The organism is Paenibacillus sp. BT-177 (assembly GCF_025846815.2).
GTDB classification, from domain to species: Bacteria; Bacillota; Bacilli; order Paenibacillales; family Paenibacillaceae; genus Paenibacillus; species Paenibacillus polymyxa_C.
In genome coordinates this window covers 399446-421157 of the sequence record NZ_JAOYTP010000002.1, presented here as the reverse complement: position 1 = coordinate 421157, position 21712 = coordinate 399446, and the positions used below count along the sequence as shown (strand labels likewise).

Genomic DNA, 21712 nt, shown 5'->3' with positions numbered 1-21712 from the left:
GAGGTAAAATGTACCTGACGCGTTTTTGTAGTGTTAGGGGAGGTGATGAGGATGAACGACGAAATTGAAGTATCAGACAAATCTGCTACTGCATTGCCTTTGGACAAGGACTTCACTTTAGAAAATTTGGTTCGGATAGTGAATGCGGGTCTTATTATTGGAATCACTTTAACCGTAGGTGGCAACATTATAACGGGAAATATGATTTCAGGAAAAGAGTATATGAACTCTATAACTGAAACCTTTGAGAATATAAACGAACAAGGTGAGACGTTAGCTTCCATGTATCGCAGTTATGCGAATACCATCTATGCATCTGAAGATGCATCGGAATGGGATGTTGAGTTCTTGCACCTAAAAGACGCAATTATACTGCAGGGAACCACGAGACTTGAAGTAGATTTATGGCGTGGCAAAATTAACGCAGTCGATGGATATTCATTTGGGTATATTAAGTGATGAAAGTCACCTTCGGGTGGCTTTTTCTTTTGCCCTCATTCTACAATATGTGAGCTATTCTGAGCCTTCTTCCTGTTATACGGACGGAATGCCGGAAGGAGTGCATAAGAAAGCAGAGAGAGGGCATACACGCAGCCTGACAGCCTGTTAGCATGTTACCCGAATAGCGAAAACCAACTCAACTCAAATAGGAGGTTATTTGACATGATTCTTGAATCGAAAGACCAGAAGGATATACGCGTCACCGATGCTGATGGAAATGAAATTTTGTTCGTAGGTGAAGTGACATTCCGCAGGCCGTTGGATGTTGCTTACTTTAGTTGTCAGGTGGTTGATGAGTAATGGAAATCAGAGTCCTACCGGTAGATCAAATAAACGCAGCAGCATACAACCCTCGGCTTGACCTTCAGCCGGGCGATGCTGAATACGAGAAGCTGAAGCGCAGCATTGAGCAGTTTGGATACATTGACCCTATCGTCTGGAATGAGCGCACCGGGAACATGGTCGGTGGCCATCAACGCTATAAGATCATGGTTAACGAGCTGGGTCATACGGAGCTGGCCGTTTCCGTCGTCAATTTGGACGATCAACAGGAAAAGCTTCTCAATCTGGCGCTTAATAAGGTCAGTGGGAACTGGGACGATGAAGCCCTTTATCGATTGCTTGACGATCTGGAGCAGAGTGGAGCTGATCTGGCTCTGTCTGGCTTTGATACGGAAGAGATAGACGAGCTCATGAAAGACTTTGCTGAACCTGTAGCAGATCAGCTTGGGGACTTCTCCAATAAGGAACTGGATGTGAGCGAGTTCGACGAAGAGAATTTCGAATGCAAGTGTCCACGATGTGGCTTTGTGTTTGATCGCACAGAGAAAGGAGCCAGTGAGTCATGAGCCGCCCAGCATGGGATTGGAAGCTGTCTGATCTGGCCGCTGTGCCGCAGCATGGACGGACGGTGTTTTCTTGTTTCTCCTGTGGCGGTGGCTCCACAATGGGATACAAGCGAGCTGGCTATAAGGTGCTGGGCAATGTTGAGATCGATCCGCAGATGATGCGTATCTACAAGAAGAACCACAACCCACCGTATCGGTTCTTAATGCCCATTCAGGACTTCAAGTCTATTCCTGATAGTGAGCTGCCGGCAGAATTGTTTAATCTGGATGTGTTGGATGGGTCGCCTCCATGTAGTGTGTTTTCAACTGCAGGTGACCGTGAAGATAAATGGGGTGGAGAATATGCTTTCCGTGAGGGACAGGCCGTACAGCAACTTGACGACCTGTTTTTTGAGTTTCTGGAGGTAGCGCACAAGCTTCAGCCCCGTGCAATCGTAGCGGAGAATGTCAAGGGTATGTTGATCGGTAAAGCCCGGGGCTTCGTGAGCCTGGTATTGTCCCGAATTCGGGAGATTGGATACAGACCACAGTTATTCCTTCTCAATTCTGCGACGATGGGCGTCCCTCAAAAGCGGGAGCGTGTTTTCTTCATCGCAGCCCGGGAGGACATGCCTTTCCCGCCGCTGAAGCTGGAGTTCAACGACCCACCTGTTCTGTATAAGGATATTCGTAGCGGGGAGGGCAGACTGATCAACCAGGACAGTCTAACATTTCAGCGCTGGAACAAGAAACGCCCGTCTGATCTTAATATGGGGGATGTGACGGAGCGCGAAGAAGGCAAAGTGAGCAACTTTAATACTATTCTGCTCAAGGATCAGAAAGTGGCCAACACGATTGCGAGTTCGTCAGTGTTCCTTCGGGGGGATGTGCCACAGCAGATATCCGTTTCTGACATTATCCGTATACAGACTTTCCCAAGCGATTACGAGTTTCTGGATGCTGATCCGCAGTACGTTTGCGGTATGAGTGTCCCACCGCTGATGATGCAGCGGATTGCTGAGCAGATCAATTTCCAATGGTTTGAGGTGAGGTAAATGAGAGTTGAAGCGGTGCCGATAAGTCAACTAAGACGCAATGATTGGAATCCCAATGAAATAGATAATCGTCGCTTCGAATCACTTGTGGCCAGTATTCGAAAACATGGCGTATTGCAGCCTATACTGGTGCGTTCCGACATGACAATAGTTAAAGGCGAGAAGCGCTGGAAGGCAGCAAAAGAAGCGGGCTTACAGGAGTTACTGGCGGTTGTAGTTGAAAGTAGCGAGGAAGAATCTAAGCTGTTAACCGTCAGCCTGAGCAATTTACGCGGACGAACAAACGAGGAATTGTTGGCTTCGCTAATTGGGGAATTGTCACAGCATTTCTCAATTGCAGATATAGCGTTACAAACTGGTTTTGCTGTTGAAGAGCTTGATGATTTGCTTGCTGGTTTGCCAACAGACACTGACATGGATGAACCAGTTACAGATGATGGATTTGATGTCCAGCGTGCTCTAGATGAAATCAAGGAACCGGAGACCAGGCGCGGGGATGTGTGGCAACTAGGACGGCATCGATTAGTGTGTGGAGATGCGACCAATCCTGATGATGTAGCACTTTTAATGGACGGAGCCAAAGCAGCGCTGGTCGTTACTGATCCGCCTTATAATGTGGCCGTTGAGAGTGTTTCAGAGCGTCTGGCCGCTGATGGCCGTAGCAGCATAATGAACGACAACATGCCCGCTGAGGAGTTCGCGGGCTTTTTGTATGCCGTTTTTTCCAACTATGCAGTGGTGATGCAGCCAACTGCAGCTATATATGTATTCCATCCTTCGTCCTATCAGCGGGAGTTCGAGGATGCGATGAACGCAGTTGGCATCGTCGTCCGGACACAATGCGTCTGGGTGAAGAATGCTGCCACCTTCGGATGGGCTCAATATCGTTTTAAACATGAACCAGTCTTTTATGCCCATATGAAAAGCAAGGCTCCAGCCTGGTACGGGGATCGGACACAGACAACAGTATGGAAGGCTGGTCTGCCTGTTGAGGACCCTCTGCCGGAGACAGTATGGGAGGTTTCGAGGGGCGATGTGAACAAGTACGTCCATCCTACTCAAAAGCCTCTTGATCTGTTGGCCATTCCAATTAAGAATAGCAGCCAGCGCGGTGACGAGGTTGTCGATTTCTTTGGCGGCAGCGGCTCCACACTCATGACCTGTGAGCAGATGGACCGGACATGCCGGACATTGGAACTGGACCCGATCTTCTGTGATGTAATCAAAAAGCGATTCCTGGAGAGCAGTGGAATTGAGCCAGTCCTGTTGCATCGGGCTGAACCCGTAGCATAATAAAAAGGAGGACGCTGTAACGTCCTCCTGATCATCCAGGGTATCCCCCGGCTGAGATAGCGGCCCGCCACGCGTGGCATTTTGCAGACATCCGCTATCTCGCATTCCAGTATATAGGAAAGCCGAGGGATACGACAATGGGAACAGACAACGAACACCAAGATGCATTGCTACAACGTGAGATAGAGATCGTCGAGGGAATCCTCGAATCCAAGGCGCAGTACCGCAAGATTGTTAAAGCTGGCATAGCTCAGTGGGTCAAAGACCTGCAGGCTGGAAATATAAAAATGCAGACGGTCCAGGACTTGGATCGTCTGATTGAGTTGGATATAAAGCTTCAAAAGGATGAGCTGTAAAAGCCCCTAATAATCTTGCTAGTTGATTGATAAATATGGATTTATTAAACAAGATTATGATTATATTGTAAGGAAAATTAAAAACATGGAATCTTTTAGTAGACTGAGGTGGTAGTTAAATATACAAATATAGGAGGAATAAGCTTTGAAGAAGAAACATTTTATTGTACCAGCCTTGGCACTAGGTCTAATTGGGGGAGCTATTGCTGTACCCAGTGCGATCTTTGCGGATTCGGATGCTGTAAGTACTTCCGCAAATACATCCACTACGGCGACTCAAACTCCAGCTACTACACCCACAGGTGACCATGTCATTACTCCACAAGCTACTGATGGACAAATTGTCGACCGTCCAGTAGCTGGATTTAATGATTCTGCTGATTTTGACATTAAAGGAGGATATGGATATGTAAGACTGTACTTGAGAAATACAGGAAACACTACTATATCCTTTACCGTAAATCAGGGAAGTGTATCTGGTGCGGAAAAGTACAGTGGAACGGTAAAACCGGGTAAAACATTCGATGAAATATTAAATTCAAGCAAGGCGTGGTCCGCAGGGAAATTTTATGTTAGTTTAAGTAGTGGTTCTGGCTCCATGTCTGGAAAGCTCGGAGTTCGGACTAGTACTAATACGAATTTTTAAAATATAAATGCTGGGAAAGCGAGCCAATGAGGCTCGCTTTTTTTGTTGGGGGTGGTGATTGTGTAGCATGGCAAGAGAGCGAAGTCCTGAGCGGGACAAAGCAAAACAGATGTGGCTGGAGAGCGGCGGAGCGATGAAGCTAAAAGACATCGCCGCCGCTCTTTCTGTTGGTGAGACTCAGGTCCGGAAATGGAAGTCACAGGACAAATGGGCAGACGATTTGAATAGTAACGTTACCAATGAATCCAAAAGTAACGTTACCAAACGAGGAGCGCCCAAAGGGAACAAAAACGCTGTCGGCAATCAGGGCGGTGCTCCCCCAGGTAACCAAAACGCCAAGGGGAATAGTGGTGGGCCGGGCGGTCCCTATCGCAACAAGAAGGCCCTCAAGACAGGGATGTATGAAACTATCTTTCTGGACACGTTGGATCCAGAGGAACAGGACATGTTTGTTCAAATCGATACTTCTCCTTTGGCACAGCTCAACGAACAGCTTATTATGCTGTCTATTCAAGAGCGACGGCACATGCGCCGAGTCAAACAGCTTGAAGCTGGCCTGACCGACGAGGAAAAGAAGATCAAACAGGAGCTACACCAGCGCAAGGACAAGGTTCCTTACACTAGCCCGAAGACAGGTAAGCAGATCAATCTGTCCGTTGAAACCGAAGGGATGAAGGTCACTGAAATTACGACCGTCACTACTTCCAAGCTGGATAAGATTTTGAAACAGGAAGAAGCGCTGGTTAAAACCCGTGACAAGAAGCTTCGGGTTATTAACCTTATTGCCAGCTTGCAGCAAGAGGAAGAAAAGCTGGAGATTGCTCGTGAACGGCTGGAACTGGAGAAATTCAAGACGCGTGGATATGGTGGTTCAGGAGGCGATGAAGGCGGCGAAAACGATGATGATGACGATGGGGATGACGACGAATGGTAATTACTCTTGCTAAGGAGCATCGAAAACGAGCCAAGCGGCGGTTAAAGCAGCGCCCTGAAAAGCTGGCTGAACTGAAAGAGGTTCTGGCTGACTTCGAGCAATTCTGCTGGCGCATGCTCAAAATTAAAACCAAGGACGGCCGCATTATGCCGCTCACGCTCAATGATGCCCAACGGGAATTTGTCCGTGAAGTTTTCGAGCAGATTAGGGCGGGCAAAGCGGTTCGAATCATCATCCTCAAGGCTCGTCAGATGGGATTCTCCACCGTCACCGAAGCCGTTATTTATTACCTCACGTCTTTGCAAGAGGCTAAGAATGCTTTTATCGTCGCTCAGGACTCGCACGCATCCGGTAACTTGTATGATATGTTCCGTTTGTACTACGAAAAAGTGCCGGAAATTATCAAACCTATGAGCAAGCGGAATAATACCAAGCGTTTCACCTTCGAGAATCCGTCTGTAAAGTCGTATGAGCATCGCCTGAATCCGGGCCTTAAATCCAAGATAACCGTTCAGTCAGCAGAGAGCCGGGTTCTTGCTCGTTCGGAGACGATTCATTATCTGCATGCTTCGGAGTTGGCTTTCTGGCCAGCGAGTAAAAAGAAGAAGCATATGTTATCCGTCTTTGCGGCTTTATCCAAAGAGCCGGGGACATTGGGCGTTGTGGAATCTACCGCCAACGGCATGGACGATTTTAAGCAGATGTGGGATGCAGCATGTGAGGGTGAGAACGACTTTACGCCCATGTTCTTCGCTTGGTTCCAAATGCCAGACTATCGTAAGCCGGTACCGCCGGACTTTGAGCCTACTCCCGAAGAATTGGAGCTAAAAGCTAAGTACAATTTGGACGACGAACAGCTCCAATGGCGGCGGTTTACGATCCGAAACGATTGTAACGGAGATCCGCGCGTGTTCCGGCAGGAATACCCAGGCGAGCCGTTAGAAGCTTTCCTTTTATCTGGCGAAGGCATATTCGACAATGAGTACATTCAGAGTTTGCTTGAAGTTTTGGGCAAACCGGGAGCGCGATACGAGGTTGACCAAGTAAAAGGGAAAGTGATCCGTGCAGACTCAGGCGAGCTGCGCGTTTTTGTCGCGCCCGAAGAAGGCAAGCGGTACATCATTGGTGCTGATACAGCTAAGGGCAAGACGGGCGGTGACTACGACGCTGCGTATGTTCTGGAAGAACGTACAGGGGAAATGTGCGCCATGCTACGCGGCAAGTGGGATACCGACCTTTACGGTAAGAAGCTGGACACGTTGGGGCGTTATTACAACATGGCCTTGCTCGGCGTGGAGAACAATAACACAGGTGAATCAGTGTTAAATACGTTGTTTAATACGTGTCATTATCCGCTTCTTTACTTTGCCAAAAAGGGCGATATGGGGTGGAACACGAACAAGGTAACCCGGCCTGTGATGGTCAGCGACTTCAAGGAAGCTATACGGGATCAACTTTACCCGATCTACTGTCGGGAGTTGTACAAGGAGTGTCTTACTTTCATCGACAACAACGGCAAGGCCGAGGCAGATTCGGGTTGTAACGATGACTGCATAATGGCCTATGCCATTGCATTGCAACTGCGGCAGGTAGCTGGTAGATGGTTTGACTGGTACGCGAAGAAACAGCAGCAGCGGGCAGAGTCCCGTGATGATTACAACGAGGAAGTGGGGTGGATTTAAACAATGAGTGAAGGAAATGCACAATGGTTTCAGATCAGCAAGGCGGACGACGAACGGCATATACCTTCCAGTGCTCAATTGCCGGATTTATTTGACGATCTGTACGATCTCCACGGTCTGTTACCCTTCGCACTCGGCAATGACCCTGCTTCCTGCAAGCTGCTGGTCAAAAACTCCAACATCATACCGCAATGCATAGAGGCATACAAACGCAATATCGCTGGTTATGGTATTGCCCTGGAGTATTTGCCGGGCGAAAATGACAAAACCGCATTGGATGATTGGAACAAGGCAGAGAAGTTCCTTGAAACCTGCAATCTGGAGGATACCCCGGACGAAATCATAAGCCAGTTGATTGACGATTTGGAAAGTACGGGAATGGCTCATGTTGAGGTAGCTTGGCCTTTAGGTTCAGAGTTCCCGACCATCTTCCGAATGAACCCGAAATACGTCCGATGTACGAAGGAAAGTACCAAGGCGACTATCAAGCGCAAACGTCGAATCAGCTCCACAAAGCAAGTAGAGGAGTTTTCACAGGAGCTTTACACCCGGCGATATGCGATGAAACGTAATACTTCCGTCGTATGGTTTCGCTTATTTGGTACGGAGGCAGAGGAAGGTAGGGAGGAAAATCAGATCATCCCGCTTCGTATCGGTCATGACGGTCCCTATGGGGAGCCGCGCTGGTTTGGCAATGCGCCTGGTGTGGTCGGCAGCCGGGAAGCTGAGGAATTGAATGTGAATTACTTTAGCAACGGACGGATGCTGTCCATGATTTTGACCGTCACCAATGGTCGTCTTACCAAGCAATCAATGGAACTCCTTAAAAATGTGAAAGGTTCCAACTCACAGGGCGGCATTCTTTATTTGGAGGCAAAAGGGGAAGAAACAGGCGGCCCGATGGACGAAAAGGTTGAAAAAGTGCAGATTAAATTGGAAAAACTCAATGACCTGCTGCAACAAGACGCGCTATTTCTGGAGTATGGCAAGGAAAAGAAGGCTGATATCTTGTCGGCCTTCCGGCTGCCTCCAATCTTGGTCGGTCAAAGCTCAGATTACAACAGGGCGACCGCCGATGCAGCTCTACGGTTTGCAGAGGAACAGGTTTTTGAGCCATACCGCAAATGGATTATGGCAGAGATATTTAATAAACGCCTGTTCCCGGCTATGGACATTTTCCGAGTGCGTGCCGTGTTGAGAGGGCCGAAGATCATTGACCCTGCGGATCGCAAAGCTATGCTGGACTTTATCGCTGACCGGGGCATTATGCTGGTGCGGGATCTGATTCCGATTGCCGAGGATGTACTTGGTACAACGATTGATGAGACCAAGTTCAGCGAGGAATATCTGGATACGCCGATTGCGCAGCTTGCAGCCAGTCAGCCCACATTGCTTGAACCAGAGCCAGACACGGACACAGACGACATGCAAAATCGTATTGCTACAATTGCCAAACGCTTGTTAAAACAGGCTGACAAGGAGGCAGCTTTGCATGTGTGAGTCCTGTTGGGCGCTGATTGCCAAAGCTGACGATGACGAATTTCTTGATAGCCTTGAGCTGAGCTATGTTGAACGTAAGGTACTTGAGGAATTGTACAAGCAGGGCGAGGAAAAGATCATTGAGATTTTGGAGCTACAGGGGCAAGCCCTTCATGATGCCATTTCGGAACTAAGCGAGGATGCCTTGGGTGATATCGGGGAGCTGGGTAAGGTGCTTATTGCCTTGCATACCACGGATGTATTCGCGGAGCTGTTTGAGCAGGCTGTGCAGGAAGCCTTCGAGCCATTATTTCACTTGGCCGGTGAAACGGAACTGGTGGCACTGGACAAAGAAAAGGTCTGGGGCACCAGCAACAAGGCTGCTGGTCGTTTCGCGAAGAAGCTCAAGAAGCTGGTTCCCGACATGAACAAAGCATCTACGGATGTGTTGCTGCGCAGCTTCGGCAAAGCCATTGAGGAAGGGGCTACACCTTCGGAACGAGCTTTGTTGGTGCAAGAGGTCAGCGCACAGGCTGCCAGCGGGGAAGATGGTCCATTCAGCATGCAACGGGCGCAACGCGTGTCCAGAACCATGAGCACAGCAGCGGCCAACGGTGGCAAGCTGGAGGGCTGGAAGCAATCCGAAATCGCCAAGGGCAAGAAATGGCGGTCTGCTTCTGGAACACGTACCCGCAAGAGCCATCGCAAGGCCAATGGTCAGGTAGTTCCGCTGGATGAACCGTTTAAAGTCGGTGACAGCAAACTGATGTATCCCGGTGATCCAGCGGGGGAGGCAAAGGAGATTGTTAATTGCCGCTGCACTATGCAGTTGGTACTGGATTAATTATGAGGGGAGGTGAAAGAGAACATGACCTTTAAATTGAAGGATGCAAAGATTACTCATATTTCGCTGGTTGATAAAGGAGCCAACGGTGTTCCATTTGCAATCATTAAATCTGCCGGGAAAAATGCCATCCAGAAGCAAGTGCAGATTGCGAAGGTTGACGATGCTAAAAGGGTTGTAATCGGTGTGGTATATCAGCCGGACGTGGCTGACGCTCATGGGGATCAGATGGATGCGGAGGAAATTGAGAAGGCCGCGCATCTATTCATGGAGAAACAGCATACCTACAACATTGACAAGCAACATGATTTAGACACAGACAAAGGCTATGTAGTCGAATCCTATATTGCTCCTTGTGACATGGAGATCGGTGAACAAACTATTATTAAAGGCTCTTGGGTGGCCGGGGTAAAGGTAACGGATGACGACACTTGGGATGATATTCAGAAAGGCGAGATTACCGGCTTCTCCATGTGGGGTGTCGGTAAGCGGGAAGAGATCAAGGAAGACGGGGAGGTATCCAAAGGGCTCTTGAGTAAAATCGTTAAAGCGCTCGGTGCAATGGGATTGATTGAAAAAGGCGCAGTCGCTGACAAATACAATAAGAACCGTAAGAACCGCGAATTTTGGGCTGCTCAGGATGCCTTGAATGCGGTTCTTTTTCGTTGGGATAGTTGGGAGAGCGGCATGGAGAGTGACCCTCAATTAATCCGCGAAGCCCTTCAGGACTTTGTGGACATCGCTCAGGAAGTGCTCATTCAAGAAGATATTGTGAAGGCAATCGGTAGCCCACCTGAGAAGATCGCCAAAGCTGGGAAGAAGATTTCTGCGGACAATCTGAAACACATTGATGATGCCATTGCTTCATTGACCGAATTAAAAACAAAAACTGCTCCTGCTGAAGAAGCTGAGCCTAAGGAGGACGACGATTTGAACACAGAAGATATTGCAAAGGCTGTACAAGCTGCCGTAGCACCAATTGCCAAACAGGTAGAAGCCCTGTCGACGCAAGTTACTGAATTAAAGAAGCAAGAAGGGGCGGAGTCTGGGCAGCCAGCGGGAACAGAACCACCTGCTGAACCGCAACCAAACGAGCTGACTGACGCGATACAAAAGGCACTAGCACCGCTGACTGAGCAGGTCCAAGCGCTGGCTACTGACGTACAAGTTGTAAAGAACAGCCGTGGTGGTTCCGCTCAAGGCGGTATCGTAGACGAAATTCAAAAATCTACTGGCGGCGTAAGCTTCGGCGGCCTGCTTTAATACCATGAAGGGAGACAAGCAAATATGAGAACAAATGGACAAATCATTCAAAAATCTGCCATCGTTACACCGATGGACCAGACTGCTCTTACTTACGAGCAAGTAGAAGCATTCATGGCGATGGCGTACGAAACTACGGAGTTTTTGAAAGGTATTCGCACAATCAATCGTAAAAGCGCCAAAGGCACAATTGATAAAATTGGTGTAACTGGTCGCAACCTTCGGAGCAAAGTGGAGAATGTCATGGCCTCGAATACAGCCGCACCTACATTTCCACAGGTGCCTTACGCAGTGGCTCCAGTAGTTCTTCCATTCGAAATTACGGAGGAATTTATCCGTCAGACTGGGCGCGTACGCGGTCAAAATGCTGAGGAAATCATCCTGGCAGCTATGACCAAAAACTATGGCGATAACATGCAGGATTTGGGCTTCAATGGGGATACAGCCACCGCTAATACCGACCCGGATTATGATTTCTTGAAAATCAATGACGGATGGCTAAAGCTGGCCAAGACCACGGGGAATTATGTCGACTGGACGACGCTCCCAGCTGAGAAAAAGCTCGGTATCTTTTTTGAATTGGAACGGTCCATCCCGACTCGTCTGCGCACTGGTGGGGTATTTAAATACTTCATGCACCCCAACACCTTCAGCGAACGGCTGCAAAAGCTGGCTGAAAAGGATACCAGCGCTTCAATTCAAATTCAAATTATGGGTGCTCAGAAGACAATTAACTCCTACGACGTTGTGGAAGTGCCACACATACCTGAAGGTAAAGTGCTCTTCACATATCACCAAAACTTTGCCCTGGTGAACACCTATGACATGCAAATCCGCAAGACCACGGAAGGCAAAGAGGCTATTTATGCGGATAAACGTTTCTATGCTATTCATTCCGACTTTGATTCCATTTTCGAAGAGCCGGCAGCAGTGTCTTTCGTAGAAGGGGTGACGTTCTGATGGCATATATCACGTACCGAGGAGAGAACACTTCTTTAATGCTTTACGGCATCCGGTTCCCGGCCAAAGTCCCGGTGCAGGTTGAACAAGGTGAGGTCGTTAAAAAGCTACGTGAACGCTCGGATTTTGATATCAAGGAAGAAAAGGTTATTCCGCTGGAAGACCTGACCCTCGTCCAACTTAAAGACAAGGCTAAGGCTGCGAACATTGAAGGATTCGGCAGCATGAACAAGTCTGATCTAATTGCTGCTTTACGTGGCGGTGGTAAGCCTTCCGATAATACGCCATCTGCAGATGATCCGTCGAAACCGGAAGGGGCTGACGGTAAAAGTGCTGACGCCAACAATCCTCCAACAGCGTAGCCGGGTAACCCCGATCCAAGAGGCACCGGCTGAGCTGCTACAGCAATACATTGATGACGCGCAAGTACGTATTGAACTGTATCTGCCAATTCCCTTCCCGGCCGAACCTGATAAGCAGATTATGCTGGCTTGGACCAAGCTGGCGGAGGGATTGGCATTGCAGGACAGCGAGGAATATCTTGCATCCGTGGCGCGTAATTATGCGTCCGAGAGCGATGGTGTTTGGACGTACACCCGTCAGGCTGTGGAAGGCAAAACAACGGGTAATGCTGATGTGGACGCTATCCTGTTTCTGTGGGTGAAAAAGCAGACTGGACCGGATGATGGTAACATCACCGCATACGTGCTATGAATCACCGGTTTAAAACGCCATTGGCCGTGTATCGTGTTGGTCAAAAACGAGATGATGACGACCTATTCGACGATCGGAAATCCGGTAAGATAACTGACGTAAAATGCTTTGTCGTGACAACTACGACGGAAGCCAAAGCAGATTCTAAGCCGGTAATGTACATCGTCAAAAAGACGATAGGTATTCCGAAACAAGCTGACGTTAAACTAAGTGACGAAGTGGTGCTGCTAGGCCGCCGATACCTGGTGATCGACTCCATTCCGCGTCGTTACTGGCGCGAGCTGCTTGTAACATGTGAGGTGAAGGGAAATGACCGTTCATGATTTCGATGGACTGGCCCGGCGGTTCCGTCGTATAGCTGATGAAGGGATGGAACGTATTTTGCGTAACATCGCGGAGGCAGCTGGGGAAACACTGCTCAATCTAATCATTGATGAAATTGACCGCCAGGGCTTGATCGACACCGGGGCCATGTGGCAGTCCTTTTCCCGTGGCGACAATAATAACGTGTGGGAATGGGATGTAGACCGCAATGCGATCACGCTGGAGCTTGGTTCCAACCTGCCTTATGCACAATTGGTCAATGATGGTTACACCATTGAGAAGAAACATTTTGTGCCGGGTTACTGGAATGGTGGCGGCTCATTTGTATATGATCCGTCTGCCAAGACTGGGTTTATGGCAAAGCCGCGCAGCTTCATCGGCAGGCATTATTTTGATATTGCTGTGGAGCACCTTGAGGGAGGAATGAACCAACTCATCATGCGGCGGTTAGAGGTTGAGCTGGAAAGGATGTTGCGCTGATGATGGATGTTGGTTTAAAAGCTTGGGCCGAGATCGTGCGACGGGTGTATCCTGAACTTTCTATCTTGCGGGATCGGTCTAAATGGCTGGCTGGTGATTTTAAACTGCCTGCCGTGTTTATCGAGACGGATCTTGTTTCGGACAAGGTTCACACGCCGCGAGCTGATCGGATCATTGAAGATGTGGGGCTGGTGTTCCACTATGACAAGGAACGAGCGGACGAGCAGGACGAGGGGGAGCCTATACCGCTTGATCTTGACCCGTTGTTCCTCTACTTGCGGCAGCAACGGTTTAACGTAGCATCCAAGCGTTTTGGGGTTGTGCTGGTCATTGATCCGCCACGGACCCGGAAAAAGGCCGACCAAGTAGAGGTCACCTTTAGGTACTCGTATTTGCTCAGTGTACCGAAGCCACTGGTCAATGACGATGGCAGCCCAATTCAGAAGATTAACAATTTTTATATCAGTCACAACGGGGAGGAATTTGACGCATGACTGACGATTTAAACAAACGAAATAAGCAGGAATGGATAGAGAGCGCAGCGATCTTGAAGGCAGAGCCTTACGAGATTGCGGGCGCTCTTTTTGATTGCGCTGCTGACGTTTTACTTTCGCGGGCAGAAGTGGAGCAAAGACTGGATGCGTATTTGCATCCGGTCAAGGAAGCCCCTGCTTCTGTGCCTGTTAAACCAGAAGTACCACAAGTGAAAAAACCAAAGGAGGAAACGCCAAATGACAATTCAGCGGGTTAGGCCCAGCGCGTACATTGAATTGCTAGTAAAGGCACGGTCTCGGGTTGTTCCAACAACTGGCCGCGTACTCATTCCCTATCAGGCCGAATGGGGCGCGCCGAACCAAGCCGTAGATATGGCTGATGATTCAGAGCGCCTAAAGGAGTCCGGCAAGCTTGTTGATGTACTGGAGCTTGCTGCCGAAAGCGGGGCGACTGTTATCGGCTACCGGGTTACAAACGGGGAAGAAAAGGCTGCATCTGTCGCTGTTACTGACAGCTACACTATTGAGGCGCGTTATCCAGGAACACGAGGCAACGACTTTGAATATATGGTGCGTCCTGCATTAATAGACGACACCAAAAAGGAGATCGTGGTCCGCGACACTAAAGGTATCTATGATACTGAAACGTATTTAGTGGCTGACAAAGACGCTGCTGTGGAAGCTCTTAAAAAGTCCGCTATGGTCCGTTTTAAAGATACTGGAGCTGCTGTCCTTGCAGACGTGGCTTACACCAAATTGGATGGCGGTACAACTGGCACGGCCACATTGGCAGCGACCGACTGGAATCGCATATTCAACCGGGTGTACGGCCTGACGTTTGATACTATTTATCTTTCCGCTACTGATCCGGCTGTACAAGCTTCCGCCAAACAATGGTTGCTGGATCGCCGTGATAAGGGCCACAAGCTGGCGACGTTGGTTGTCGCTGGCCCGGCAGCTACGGACGGCGACATTGAGGCGCACAACGCACGTTCACGGGCCATGAATGCCCGTTATGTAATTAACTGTTCGTTGGCTGGTGAACACACCAGCGGCAAGACCTACACATCCGTCGAATGGGCTGCATGGGTGGCTGGGCTGGTTGCGGGTACACCTGCCAATAAGTCATTTACGGGTGTTGAAGTGCCTATGACATTGGCAAAAGTGGACTGGAGCCACACTGAGGCACTAAAAGGACTGGCAGAGGGAACGCTGATGGCTACACGAGATGGTTACAAATACATTATCGAATCTGCTATTAACACTCTGACCACGATCGGACCAAATGAGCGTGAGGACTTTGGGAAGATTCGCGTATCCGCTACGATTGACCAAGTAATGAACGATATCTACGAAGCGGGCAAGCGTTGGAAGGCCAAGCTGGATAACGACAAAGAAGGCCGCGGCATGTTTATTGCTGCTGTGTTGGAATATCTCAAAATCCGCGCTCAGCAGAAGGCCATTGCAGACAAATTCAGTTTTGCAGAAAACCCCGATAAGACTAGCGAAAATGATTATGCTTATTTCAAACTGGGGGCTAAGCCGTTGGATGCTATCGAAATTTTCTACACAGACTGGGAGGTGGAATAATAGATGGAACGCGAACTTATTGGGCGAAACCTCTCGCTTCAAGACGACAACGGCGAGGATATTCATACTGTCAAAGAGGTTGAGGTCAAGCTCACCACGGAAACATTGGATATTGTCAGAGCACGCCGTATGACGAAAACAAAGCAATTGACGGGTTACGAAATCCCGGTCAAAATCGTCATGTCCAAATTAGAATCACGGCTGCGCTACCGTTTGCTGGAGGATTTTAAAGCGGGTAAGACTATGTTTTTGGCACGTATTACGGGCGGATTAGAAGACCGTATTACAGGCAATACGGAGAAAGTATTAATTACTGGTGTCCACATCCACGGAGAAATGGACATCCTGATTGCCAAAATCGACGATAACAACGGCATCGATATTACTTTAGAGGGCACGGCGACGGACTTCGATTTTGTTGAAAAGTTCCCGGATTATATGTGGGAGTAAGAGGGCGATTTATTCGCTCTCTTTTTGTTTTTTTTAAATACAACCAATATGGAGGAAATAACAATGAGCAACCAACAAAACTACAAAAACGATAGATTGCAGAAGTACCTTTCCAAAGCGAAAGAAGACCGTAAAGACGACTTTATCTCAGTACCGGCTGATGGTGAGGATTGGTCTATAAAACGTTTGACTACATTGGAAACCCGTCGGGTTTATGAACTTGCTTACGACGAAGACGGAAAACCAACATCTCCCTTTTACACGGAAGTTGACGTGATGATCGTCAAAGCTACTGAACACGAATTTGATTGGAATAACAAAGACCTGTTAAAAGCATACGGTGCAACGAGTAAATTTGAATTGCCACCGCGCATTTTGGATGATGCGGATGATTATGCTGCACTCAGCAAGGCTGTGCGTAATTTCAAAGAGACCCAGGATTCTCTCCTCAATGACGCAAAAAACTCATCCGGCGAGACGGAGAAGCGAGCTGGGTAGCCCACTTTTGGGTTAACCAAAAGAAATTACCTGCCGAAGTCTTGCCATATGAAGTAGACGAACAGCGCCAGTATTATTTTTGCCTGGCTGCGTCGATGATCGCTGAGGAAGAAATGGCGCGTCTAAATAGGAAATAGTCACGTCAGAACAGGAAGGGGGTGGGAACAATAGCAACTACATCAGTTACGGTACCGTTTGAGGCCCGAGATATGATAACCGGCGCTGTCCGGAATATGCGGCGTATGCTTCAGGGCGCACATGACGACCTGATGAATTTTCGTCGGGCATCGGGCAGCATGTTCGATGATTTTGTATCTGGTAGCCGCCGGGCGAGGGAGTCAGCGGACGATCTAGGTAGACGGATCAATGGCGCGTCCGACGAAGTACGGCGTATGAATCAGATCCAACTCGATGATATTTTTCGTCGTGCGCGTGCTGGAGCTGATGATCTTCGGCGTTCCGCTGACAGGGCAGATTCGGAAATACGCAGTATCCGGGACGCTCATGTTAAGCTACGGGCCGAGGATTCGATTAGTCCAGTCGTTGACCAGGTATCCGACAAGATTTCAGCGTTGGCAGCGTTGGCAGGTGGGATTGTGCTTGGTAGCGGCGTGGGTGACTCTATGTTTGGGGGCGTGTCCGATTACAGCCGTGAGGCGGCGCGAAGTGCGGCTTACATGCCAGAAAACTATCGTCAGCAGAGCCTTAGTACGGTAGATGACTTGGTTAGAAAGGCCATTATTCCAGATCGAGTGGAAGGCACTCGACAACTTGCGGATGCAGCTCCTTTAGTACAGGACAAATCCAAGATGAGTGACTTCGTAAGTGCGTCTGCTAAAATCCAGTACATTCGCCCGGATGCCGGAGCTGAGGAAGTACAGCGGGCGCTGTCTCAAGCGTCTAACAGTTTTAAAGAATCCTACAGCCAAGTGGCTGATTCTATGATGTACGCCTATAAGGAAGTGGGCGACAAACAACAGGATCTGTTCGATACGTTCTGGGAATACAGCCCGTATTTCTCCAGCAGCGGCACCGACTCAGAACAAATGAGTAATTTTCTAACACAGACGGTGAAGGGTGGAGCCTTCAACTTCGACAAGCCAGCCGATTTTTTCAAAGAGACGTTTGGCGTCAAAGCGCTGAATACAGGGGATATGGCGAATTACTTTATCAGTCGTGGAGCAGGGAAGGATGAGGCCCAACGTCAGGCGTCATCCTTTACGGATGATATCAATTCAGGTGATAAACAGCGTGCGCAGGGAGCCATTGCGGCATTGGTCGGGGATTTGGCTAGTCAAACGCGGAGCCAGCTAAAACAATCCCTTGTCACTTTGGGTTCCGGTGCTGGTGAGGACAATGCTGATTCTATCCTGAAGACGTTTGGCACGGCTTTTCAAAAGGCTCCAGACATGAAAGGAACGACTGATAATTTGCTTCGTAAGCAGCAAGCTGCTGATCCGATGACGGAAATGAAGCAAACTCGTGCTGAAATGAGCCTGCAAATGCAAGAGATTGGAACCAATATTGCTCAAGCAGCCCTTCCAGCTTTGAAGGAGTTTAACGCATTACTGGTGCAGAATAAGGACAACATTCAGGCGCTCGGCATGGGGATAACCAGTGCCATAACCGGAGCGACTAGCTTCTATAAAGATCATTTTAAAGCCATAAATACTGCCTTAATGGGGTTGGCTGCTGTACTGGTAGCTAAGAAGTTATGGTCCTTTGCACAAGGAGTAAAGAAGTTCAACGATGATCTTTCGACTGCTGCTAAATGGGTAGGAGAGAAGGGGAAAGCGGGGGCAAATGCAACAGGCAGGGGAGTCAAAGCCGGTTGGAATTGGATTCGACGGAAACCTCCCGAACCTCCAACTCCACCACCCGAAGAAACACCAGCCCAACGTGCTGCCCGTATACGGGAGCGAATGGGCGGTCGCGGTGTCAGACGCCAATTGAGCGGAAACCGTAACCCTGTCGATGATCGTATTGGCGGTTTACGCTCTGTTGCTTCGATGACCGTTAATGCGACCAAAGTTTATATTAACGGGTCTGTATCCGGTGGTGGAGACGGTGACGGCGGCGGTGATGGTGGTGACCGCGACAGAGATCGCAACCGTAGGCGGAACCGACGTGGAGGACGTAGGGGAGCAGGAGGCGGTAGACGTCGCATACGTATTAATGGACCTCGTCCTACTCCACCAAATCCACCTAACCCGAACCCAAGCCCCAGGGGATCGCGTGATAATCCATATCGTGTCCGTCGTCCTGTTCCTCCAAATCCACCGCCACCACCGAGTCCGCCTTCTGGCGGTGGCCGCTTGAGAGGCTTCCTAAAAGGAGCAAGTAAAGCGGCTAAAGTTGGCGGTATTGTTGGTACGGTAGCAAGCGTAGCAGCCGGCGCATATGATCTCTACCAAGCCTCTAAGGAAAAGGGGGTACGCGAGGCTGTATCTACTCAGGGCGGTGCTATGGTTGGCGGTGTAGCTGGCGGTGCTATTGGCGGGGCTTTTGGGTCTGTTCTTGGGCCGCTCGGTACGATGGCAGGTGCATACATCGGGAATATCGTGGGGGAGAAGATCGGTAAATTTGCGGATGAGAGTGGCGCTACGCGTTGGGTCGTGGACAAGGCTGTTGGTGTCTTTGATTCAGTAAAAGACACTTGGGGCGGTGTTAAAGACTGGTTCACAGGCAAGAAGGAAGAGAAACCCGGTCCCCCTCCTGAAGCCAAAATTACGATCAACAATCTGACTGAGCAGAAGCAGAAGCGTCTTCAACAGATTGGCGACGATGTGCGCAAAAGCATAGTCGATAAAGGTCTTAAAGAGGGACTAAAAACTGTTGCCGAGCAACCAGAAGTTAAGCAACGCCTTAATGCGCTTAAAAATGCGTGGGGCGTTGTCTGGAAGATGGGAGACAGTAGCAAAGCCCAGAAGAGTATTAAAGATGTAGGAACCGCTTCTAAGAGCAACGCGGATGAGGTGGCAAAAGGGGCAGCAAAAAATAAACAAAGTTTTAATAGTGTCAGCGCTGCGGCGAAATCGGCTGTTGATAAGACGAGGCAGTATCTGTTCTCACTTAAAAACGTATCGAGCCAGGGCAATAGCTGGGGAAGTGATCTTATATCCCATTTTATTGCTGGTATGCGCGGCCAGTTCCCCACGTTATCTTCCGTTGTCAGCAGCGTTGCTGTAACCTTGAAAAAATTAAAGGATGCGAAAGATGCCAATTCTGGAGGTGGTGGAGGCGGTGGTACTACACCGAAACCCAAGCCACGTCCATATGCTCAAGGTGGTTATATTACCCGTCCGCATGTTGGATTAGTTGGTGAAGCTGGACCGGAGATGATTATTCCGTTATCGGCCAGCCGACGAGATCGTGGCCGCGAGCTGTGGGAACGTGCTGGAATAATCATGGGTGTACGTCCTTATGCCAACGGAGGACAAGTCGGCCGGCCAAGCTTGATTGGTACGGCTAGCATGATGCCAATGGCTCAGACGCTTGCTCAGCCTGCCCCTGCCGGGCCGATGTCTGTTTCAATAGGTAACATCAATATTGATTTCGGAGAGATGGCAAAGGGCATTAGTAATTTTGCCGAGTTCGCACAGATGCTCACCAGCCCTCAAGGTCGTGCGTTGATCCGTAAAGTGTTTGGTGAAGAAATGATGAAAGTATTGGAGACTGGAGGGTAAGCCATGTTGGCACTATCGCAAGGCAAAATCCGCCTTACTTTTCCCATCACACCGGCAGAGATTCAAATAACCGGAGGCAATGAAGTTGAAACCTTCACTGTCATAACTGGTCAGGAACGCACAGGGAAACCCGTCTCGAAGGTGAAACGGGTTTCTTTTTCTGCTATCCTTCCACGCTATTGGGAAGAAATTTGGGAAACGGATAGCAAGCAGACGGTCACGTATAAAACACCAGAAGTAACGTGGAAGCTGCTGGAGCAATGGAAAGGTAAACCCGTTGTACTTAACTTTGAGAATTTGTTTAGCCAAACGATGCTCCTGGAGGGGATGGATCAGACGTACAAGGACGGACAGGGAAATCTTCACGGTAACTATTCATTTGTGGAGTACAAGCCTGTTAAAATCGTCTCTTACTCCAACTCTAAGCAGGTTCTCAAGCCAGGTACGGTTATTACCAAATCGTCCAAAAGCCGCCCTAATACTACGGGCAAAAAGGACAAAAAAAATGATAAGAAAAAAGATGATAAAAAAAAGAAGGCAAAGGATAAAAGCAAAAAGGCCAAGGAGGACCCGAACGCTAGGGGCGCTTTTGACTATACCGGTTCCAAAAAGCGAATATCAGACAAGGTTTCCAAGGCGAAAGGGAAGTGATGCATTATGGACGGCTTTGCTGTTGTATATGGCAAGGAGAACGCCCGGCAGATGCTAACGGATGGCATAGAGGAAGTGTCCTGGTCCTCTGGCCGCGATGAGATTGCCCGCAGCGCTACGGTGCGGCTTCGCAATGCAAGCAATATTAAGGTAGCTGGTATGCTGATGTGCTTTTCGCAAAAGGTTGGTGGTGCATTATATCATCACAAAAACCAATTTTTTCACGGACCTATTATTAAATATGAGCAGGACGAATTTACAAACGCTTGGGAAATTGAGGTGCGGGAGATCGGCTGGTATTTGAGCAAGAACAAGGGTACGAGGCCATACCTTAAAGGCGAGGCCGGAGCGGAGCTGCAACGATACATCAAGAGCACGGGCATTGACTTCCGCTGCCCAGCTTTGGGCTTCAGCTTGGACGAGCGATATGGGACGATGGCCCATTCGGAAATTATCCTCGACGTATTGCAAAAGGCATATGAGCGTAGCGGCTACCGTTATTATGTAGACCTTGTAAGGACGGAAAAGAGCTTTTATCTGCAGGTGATGCGCGAAGGGACCAATACCAAGGTCCCTATTTTTGTTCCCGAGCAAATGACCTCCAGCACAGCAGGATACAGCATCGAGGAAACCTATACAGTCGTAACCGCGCAGAAATGGAAGGATGATAAGATCGCTTCCGCTGTTACCAAAACGGCAGCAGGTGCGGTGAAGGCGATGGGCCGAATGGAAGAAATCATTGAAGTCGGTGAGGACGAAAAGCCGGAGACTATCGCCACGCAGCGGCTGAAAGTTTTGTCTGCTGCCAAACAGATCAAGAAGATTACAGTTCGGCACACGGACCATACGTTATCCGGCTTGCGCTCTGGCTGGCTCGTACTCACCAAGACGGATCATACCTCTAAATGGATTGTCGTTACTGCGGATAGTAGTTATAAAAACGGAACGTACACAGTTACGTTGGAGCTGGAAAGGAGGGAATAGT

General features: G+C 49.1%; 25 protein-coding genes. All 25 read left to right on the top strand.

The window, feature by feature from the left end:
- Window positions 1–51: 51 nt before the first annotated feature.
- The 25 genes from gvpU to OIU26_RS08070 all read left to right on the top strand — a co-directional run bounded on the left by gvpU (window position 52) and on the right by OIU26_RS08070 (window position 21711).
- Window positions 52–459, top strand: a complete 408-nt coding sequence (gvpU, locus tag OIU26_RS08190; protein ID WP_165083403.1) for a gas vesicle accessory protein GvpU — start codon at window positions 52–54, stop codon at window positions 457–459.
- Between the two features lie 204 nt (window positions 460–663).
- Entirely contained in the window at window positions 664–801 is a 138-nt protein-coding gene (locus OIU26_RS08185) for a hypothetical protein (protein WP_264216499.1), read from the top strand.
- Window positions 801–1349: a ParB N-terminal domain-containing protein gene (locus tag OIU26_RS08180; RefSeq protein WP_264216498.1), complete on the top strand. Its 549-nt coding sequence runs from the start codon at window positions 801–803 to the stop codon at window positions 1347–1349. The genes OIU26_RS08185 and OIU26_RS08180 overlap by 1 nt, the downstream gene beginning before the upstream one ends.
- Entirely contained in the window at window positions 1346–2383 is a 1038-nt protein-coding gene (locus OIU26_RS08175) for a DNA cytosine methyltransferase (protein ID WP_264216497.1), read from the top strand. Before OIU26_RS08180 ends, OIU26_RS08175 begins: the two co-directional genes overlap by 4 nt.
- The gene (locus tag OIU26_RS08170; protein WP_264216496.1) at window positions 2384–3676 is read left to right on the top strand and encodes a DNA modification methylase; all 1293 of its coding nucleotides are present in this window, start codon (window positions 2384–2386) and stop codon (window positions 3674–3676) included.
- Window positions 3677–3813: 137 nt separating this feature from the next.
- Window positions 3814–4032 carry a hypothetical protein gene (locus tag OIU26_RS08165; protein ID WP_014599851.1) on the top strand — a complete coding sequence of 73 codons (219 nt, stop codon included), beginning with the start codon at window positions 3814–3816 and terminating at the stop codon, window positions 4030–4032.
- A 145-nt stretch (window positions 4033–4177) separates the two neighbouring features.
- A complete protein-coding gene (locus tag OIU26_RS08160; protein WP_264216495.1) occupies window positions 4178–4678 on the top strand; it encodes a hypothetical protein in 501 nt (166 codons plus the stop codon).
- 67 nt (window positions 4679–4745) lie between these two features.
- On the top strand, window positions 4746–5612 hold the full coding sequence (locus tag OIU26_RS08155; RefSeq protein WP_264216494.1) for a phage terminase small subunit-related protein: 867 nt from the start codon (window positions 4746–4748) through the stop codon (window positions 5610–5612).
- On the top strand, window positions 5606–7294 hold the full coding sequence (locus OIU26_RS08150; protein ID WP_264216493.1) for a DNA packaging protein: 1689 nt from the start codon (window positions 5606–5608) through the stop codon (window positions 7292–7294). Before OIU26_RS08155 ends, OIU26_RS08150 begins: the two co-directional genes overlap by 7 nt.
- A 3-nt stretch (window positions 7295–7297) precedes the next feature.
- Entirely contained in the window at window positions 7298–8794 is a 1497-nt protein-coding gene (locus tag OIU26_RS08145; protein ID WP_264216492.1) for a phage portal protein, read from the top strand.
- Window positions 8787–9617 (top strand): phage head morphogenesis protein, encoded by an 831-nt coding sequence (locus OIU26_RS08140; protein ID WP_264216491.1) that lies wholly within the window; start codon window positions 8787–8789, stop codon window positions 9615–9617. Before OIU26_RS08145 ends, OIU26_RS08140 begins: the two co-directional genes overlap by 8 nt.
- A gap of 24 nt (window positions 9618–9641) precedes the next feature.
- On the top strand, window positions 9642–10880 hold the full coding sequence (locus tag OIU26_RS08135; protein ID WP_264216490.1) for an XkdF-like putative serine protease domain-containing protein: 1239 nt from the start codon (window positions 9642–9644) through the stop codon (window positions 10878–10880).
- A 24-nt stretch (window positions 10881–10904) separates the two neighbouring features.
- The gene (locus OIU26_RS08130; protein ID WP_164965219.1) at window positions 10905–11840 is read left to right on the top strand and encodes a phage major capsid protein; all 936 of its coding nucleotides are present in this window, start codon (window positions 10905–10907) and stop codon (window positions 11838–11840) included.
- A complete protein-coding gene (locus tag OIU26_RS08125; protein WP_264216489.1) occupies window positions 11840–12202 on the top strand; it encodes a Rho termination factor N-terminal domain-containing protein in 363 nt (120 codons plus the stop codon). The genes OIU26_RS08130 and OIU26_RS08125 overlap by 1 nt, the downstream gene beginning before the upstream one ends.
- On the top strand, window positions 12135–12554 hold the full coding sequence (locus OIU26_RS08120) for a hypothetical protein (protein WP_264216488.1): 420 nt from the start codon (window positions 12135–12137) through the stop codon (window positions 12552–12554). The genes OIU26_RS08125 and OIU26_RS08120 overlap by 68 nt, the downstream gene beginning before the upstream one ends.
- Window positions 12551–12877 carry a hypothetical protein gene (locus tag OIU26_RS08115; protein WP_164965221.1) on the top strand — a complete coding sequence of 109 codons (327 nt, stop codon included), beginning with the start codon at window positions 12551–12553 and terminating at the stop codon, window positions 12875–12877. The genes OIU26_RS08120 and OIU26_RS08115 overlap by 4 nt, the downstream gene beginning before the upstream one ends.
- The gene (locus OIU26_RS08110; protein WP_013372011.1) at window positions 12864–13358 is read left to right on the top strand and encodes an HK97 gp10 family phage protein; all 495 of its coding nucleotides are present in this window, start codon (window positions 12864–12866) and stop codon (window positions 13356–13358) included. The genes OIU26_RS08115 and OIU26_RS08110 overlap by 14 nt, the downstream gene beginning before the upstream one ends.
- The gene (locus OIU26_RS08105; protein WP_264216487.1) at window positions 13358–13852 is read left to right on the top strand and encodes a hypothetical protein; all 495 of its coding nucleotides are present in this window, start codon (window positions 13358–13360) and stop codon (window positions 13850–13852) included. The genes OIU26_RS08110 and OIU26_RS08105 overlap by 1 nt, the downstream gene beginning before the upstream one ends.
- Window positions 13849–14109 (top strand): hypothetical protein, encoded by a 261-nt coding sequence (locus OIU26_RS08100; protein ID WP_264216486.1) that lies wholly within the window; start codon window positions 13849–13851, stop codon window positions 14107–14109. The genes OIU26_RS08105 and OIU26_RS08100 overlap by 4 nt, the downstream gene beginning before the upstream one ends.
- Window positions 14090–15442: a phage tail sheath family protein gene (locus tag OIU26_RS08095; RefSeq protein WP_264216485.1), complete on the top strand. Its 1353-nt coding sequence runs from the start codon at window positions 14090–14092 to the stop codon at window positions 15440–15442. The genes OIU26_RS08100 and OIU26_RS08095 overlap by 20 nt, the downstream gene beginning before the upstream one ends.
- 3 nt (window positions 15443–15445) lie before the next feature.
- Window positions 15446–15892 (top strand): phage tail tube protein, encoded by a 447-nt coding sequence (locus OIU26_RS08090; RefSeq protein ID WP_013372007.1) that lies wholly within the window; start codon window positions 15446–15448, stop codon window positions 15890–15892.
- 63 nt (window positions 15893–15955) lie between these two features.
- Entirely contained in the window at window positions 15956–16390 is a 435-nt protein-coding gene (locus OIU26_RS08085) for a hypothetical protein (protein ID WP_075153659.1), read from the top strand.
- 158 nt (window positions 16391–16548) lie between these two features.
- Entirely contained in the window at window positions 16549–20076 is a 3528-nt protein-coding gene (locus OIU26_RS08080; protein ID WP_264216484.1) for a tail tape measure protein, read from the top strand.
- Window positions 20077–20079: 3 nt separating this feature from the next.
- Window positions 20080–20727, top strand: coding sequence for a hypothetical protein (locus tag OIU26_RS08075; RefSeq protein ID WP_075153661.1), 648 nt, complete (start codon window positions 20080–20082; stop codon window positions 20725–20727).
- A gap of 6 nt (window positions 20728–20733) precedes the next feature.
- Window positions 20734–21711, top strand: coding sequence for a hypothetical protein (locus OIU26_RS08070; protein WP_075153662.1), 978 nt, complete (start codon window positions 20734–20736; stop codon window positions 21709–21711).
- Window position 21712 lies beyond the last annotated feature (1 nt).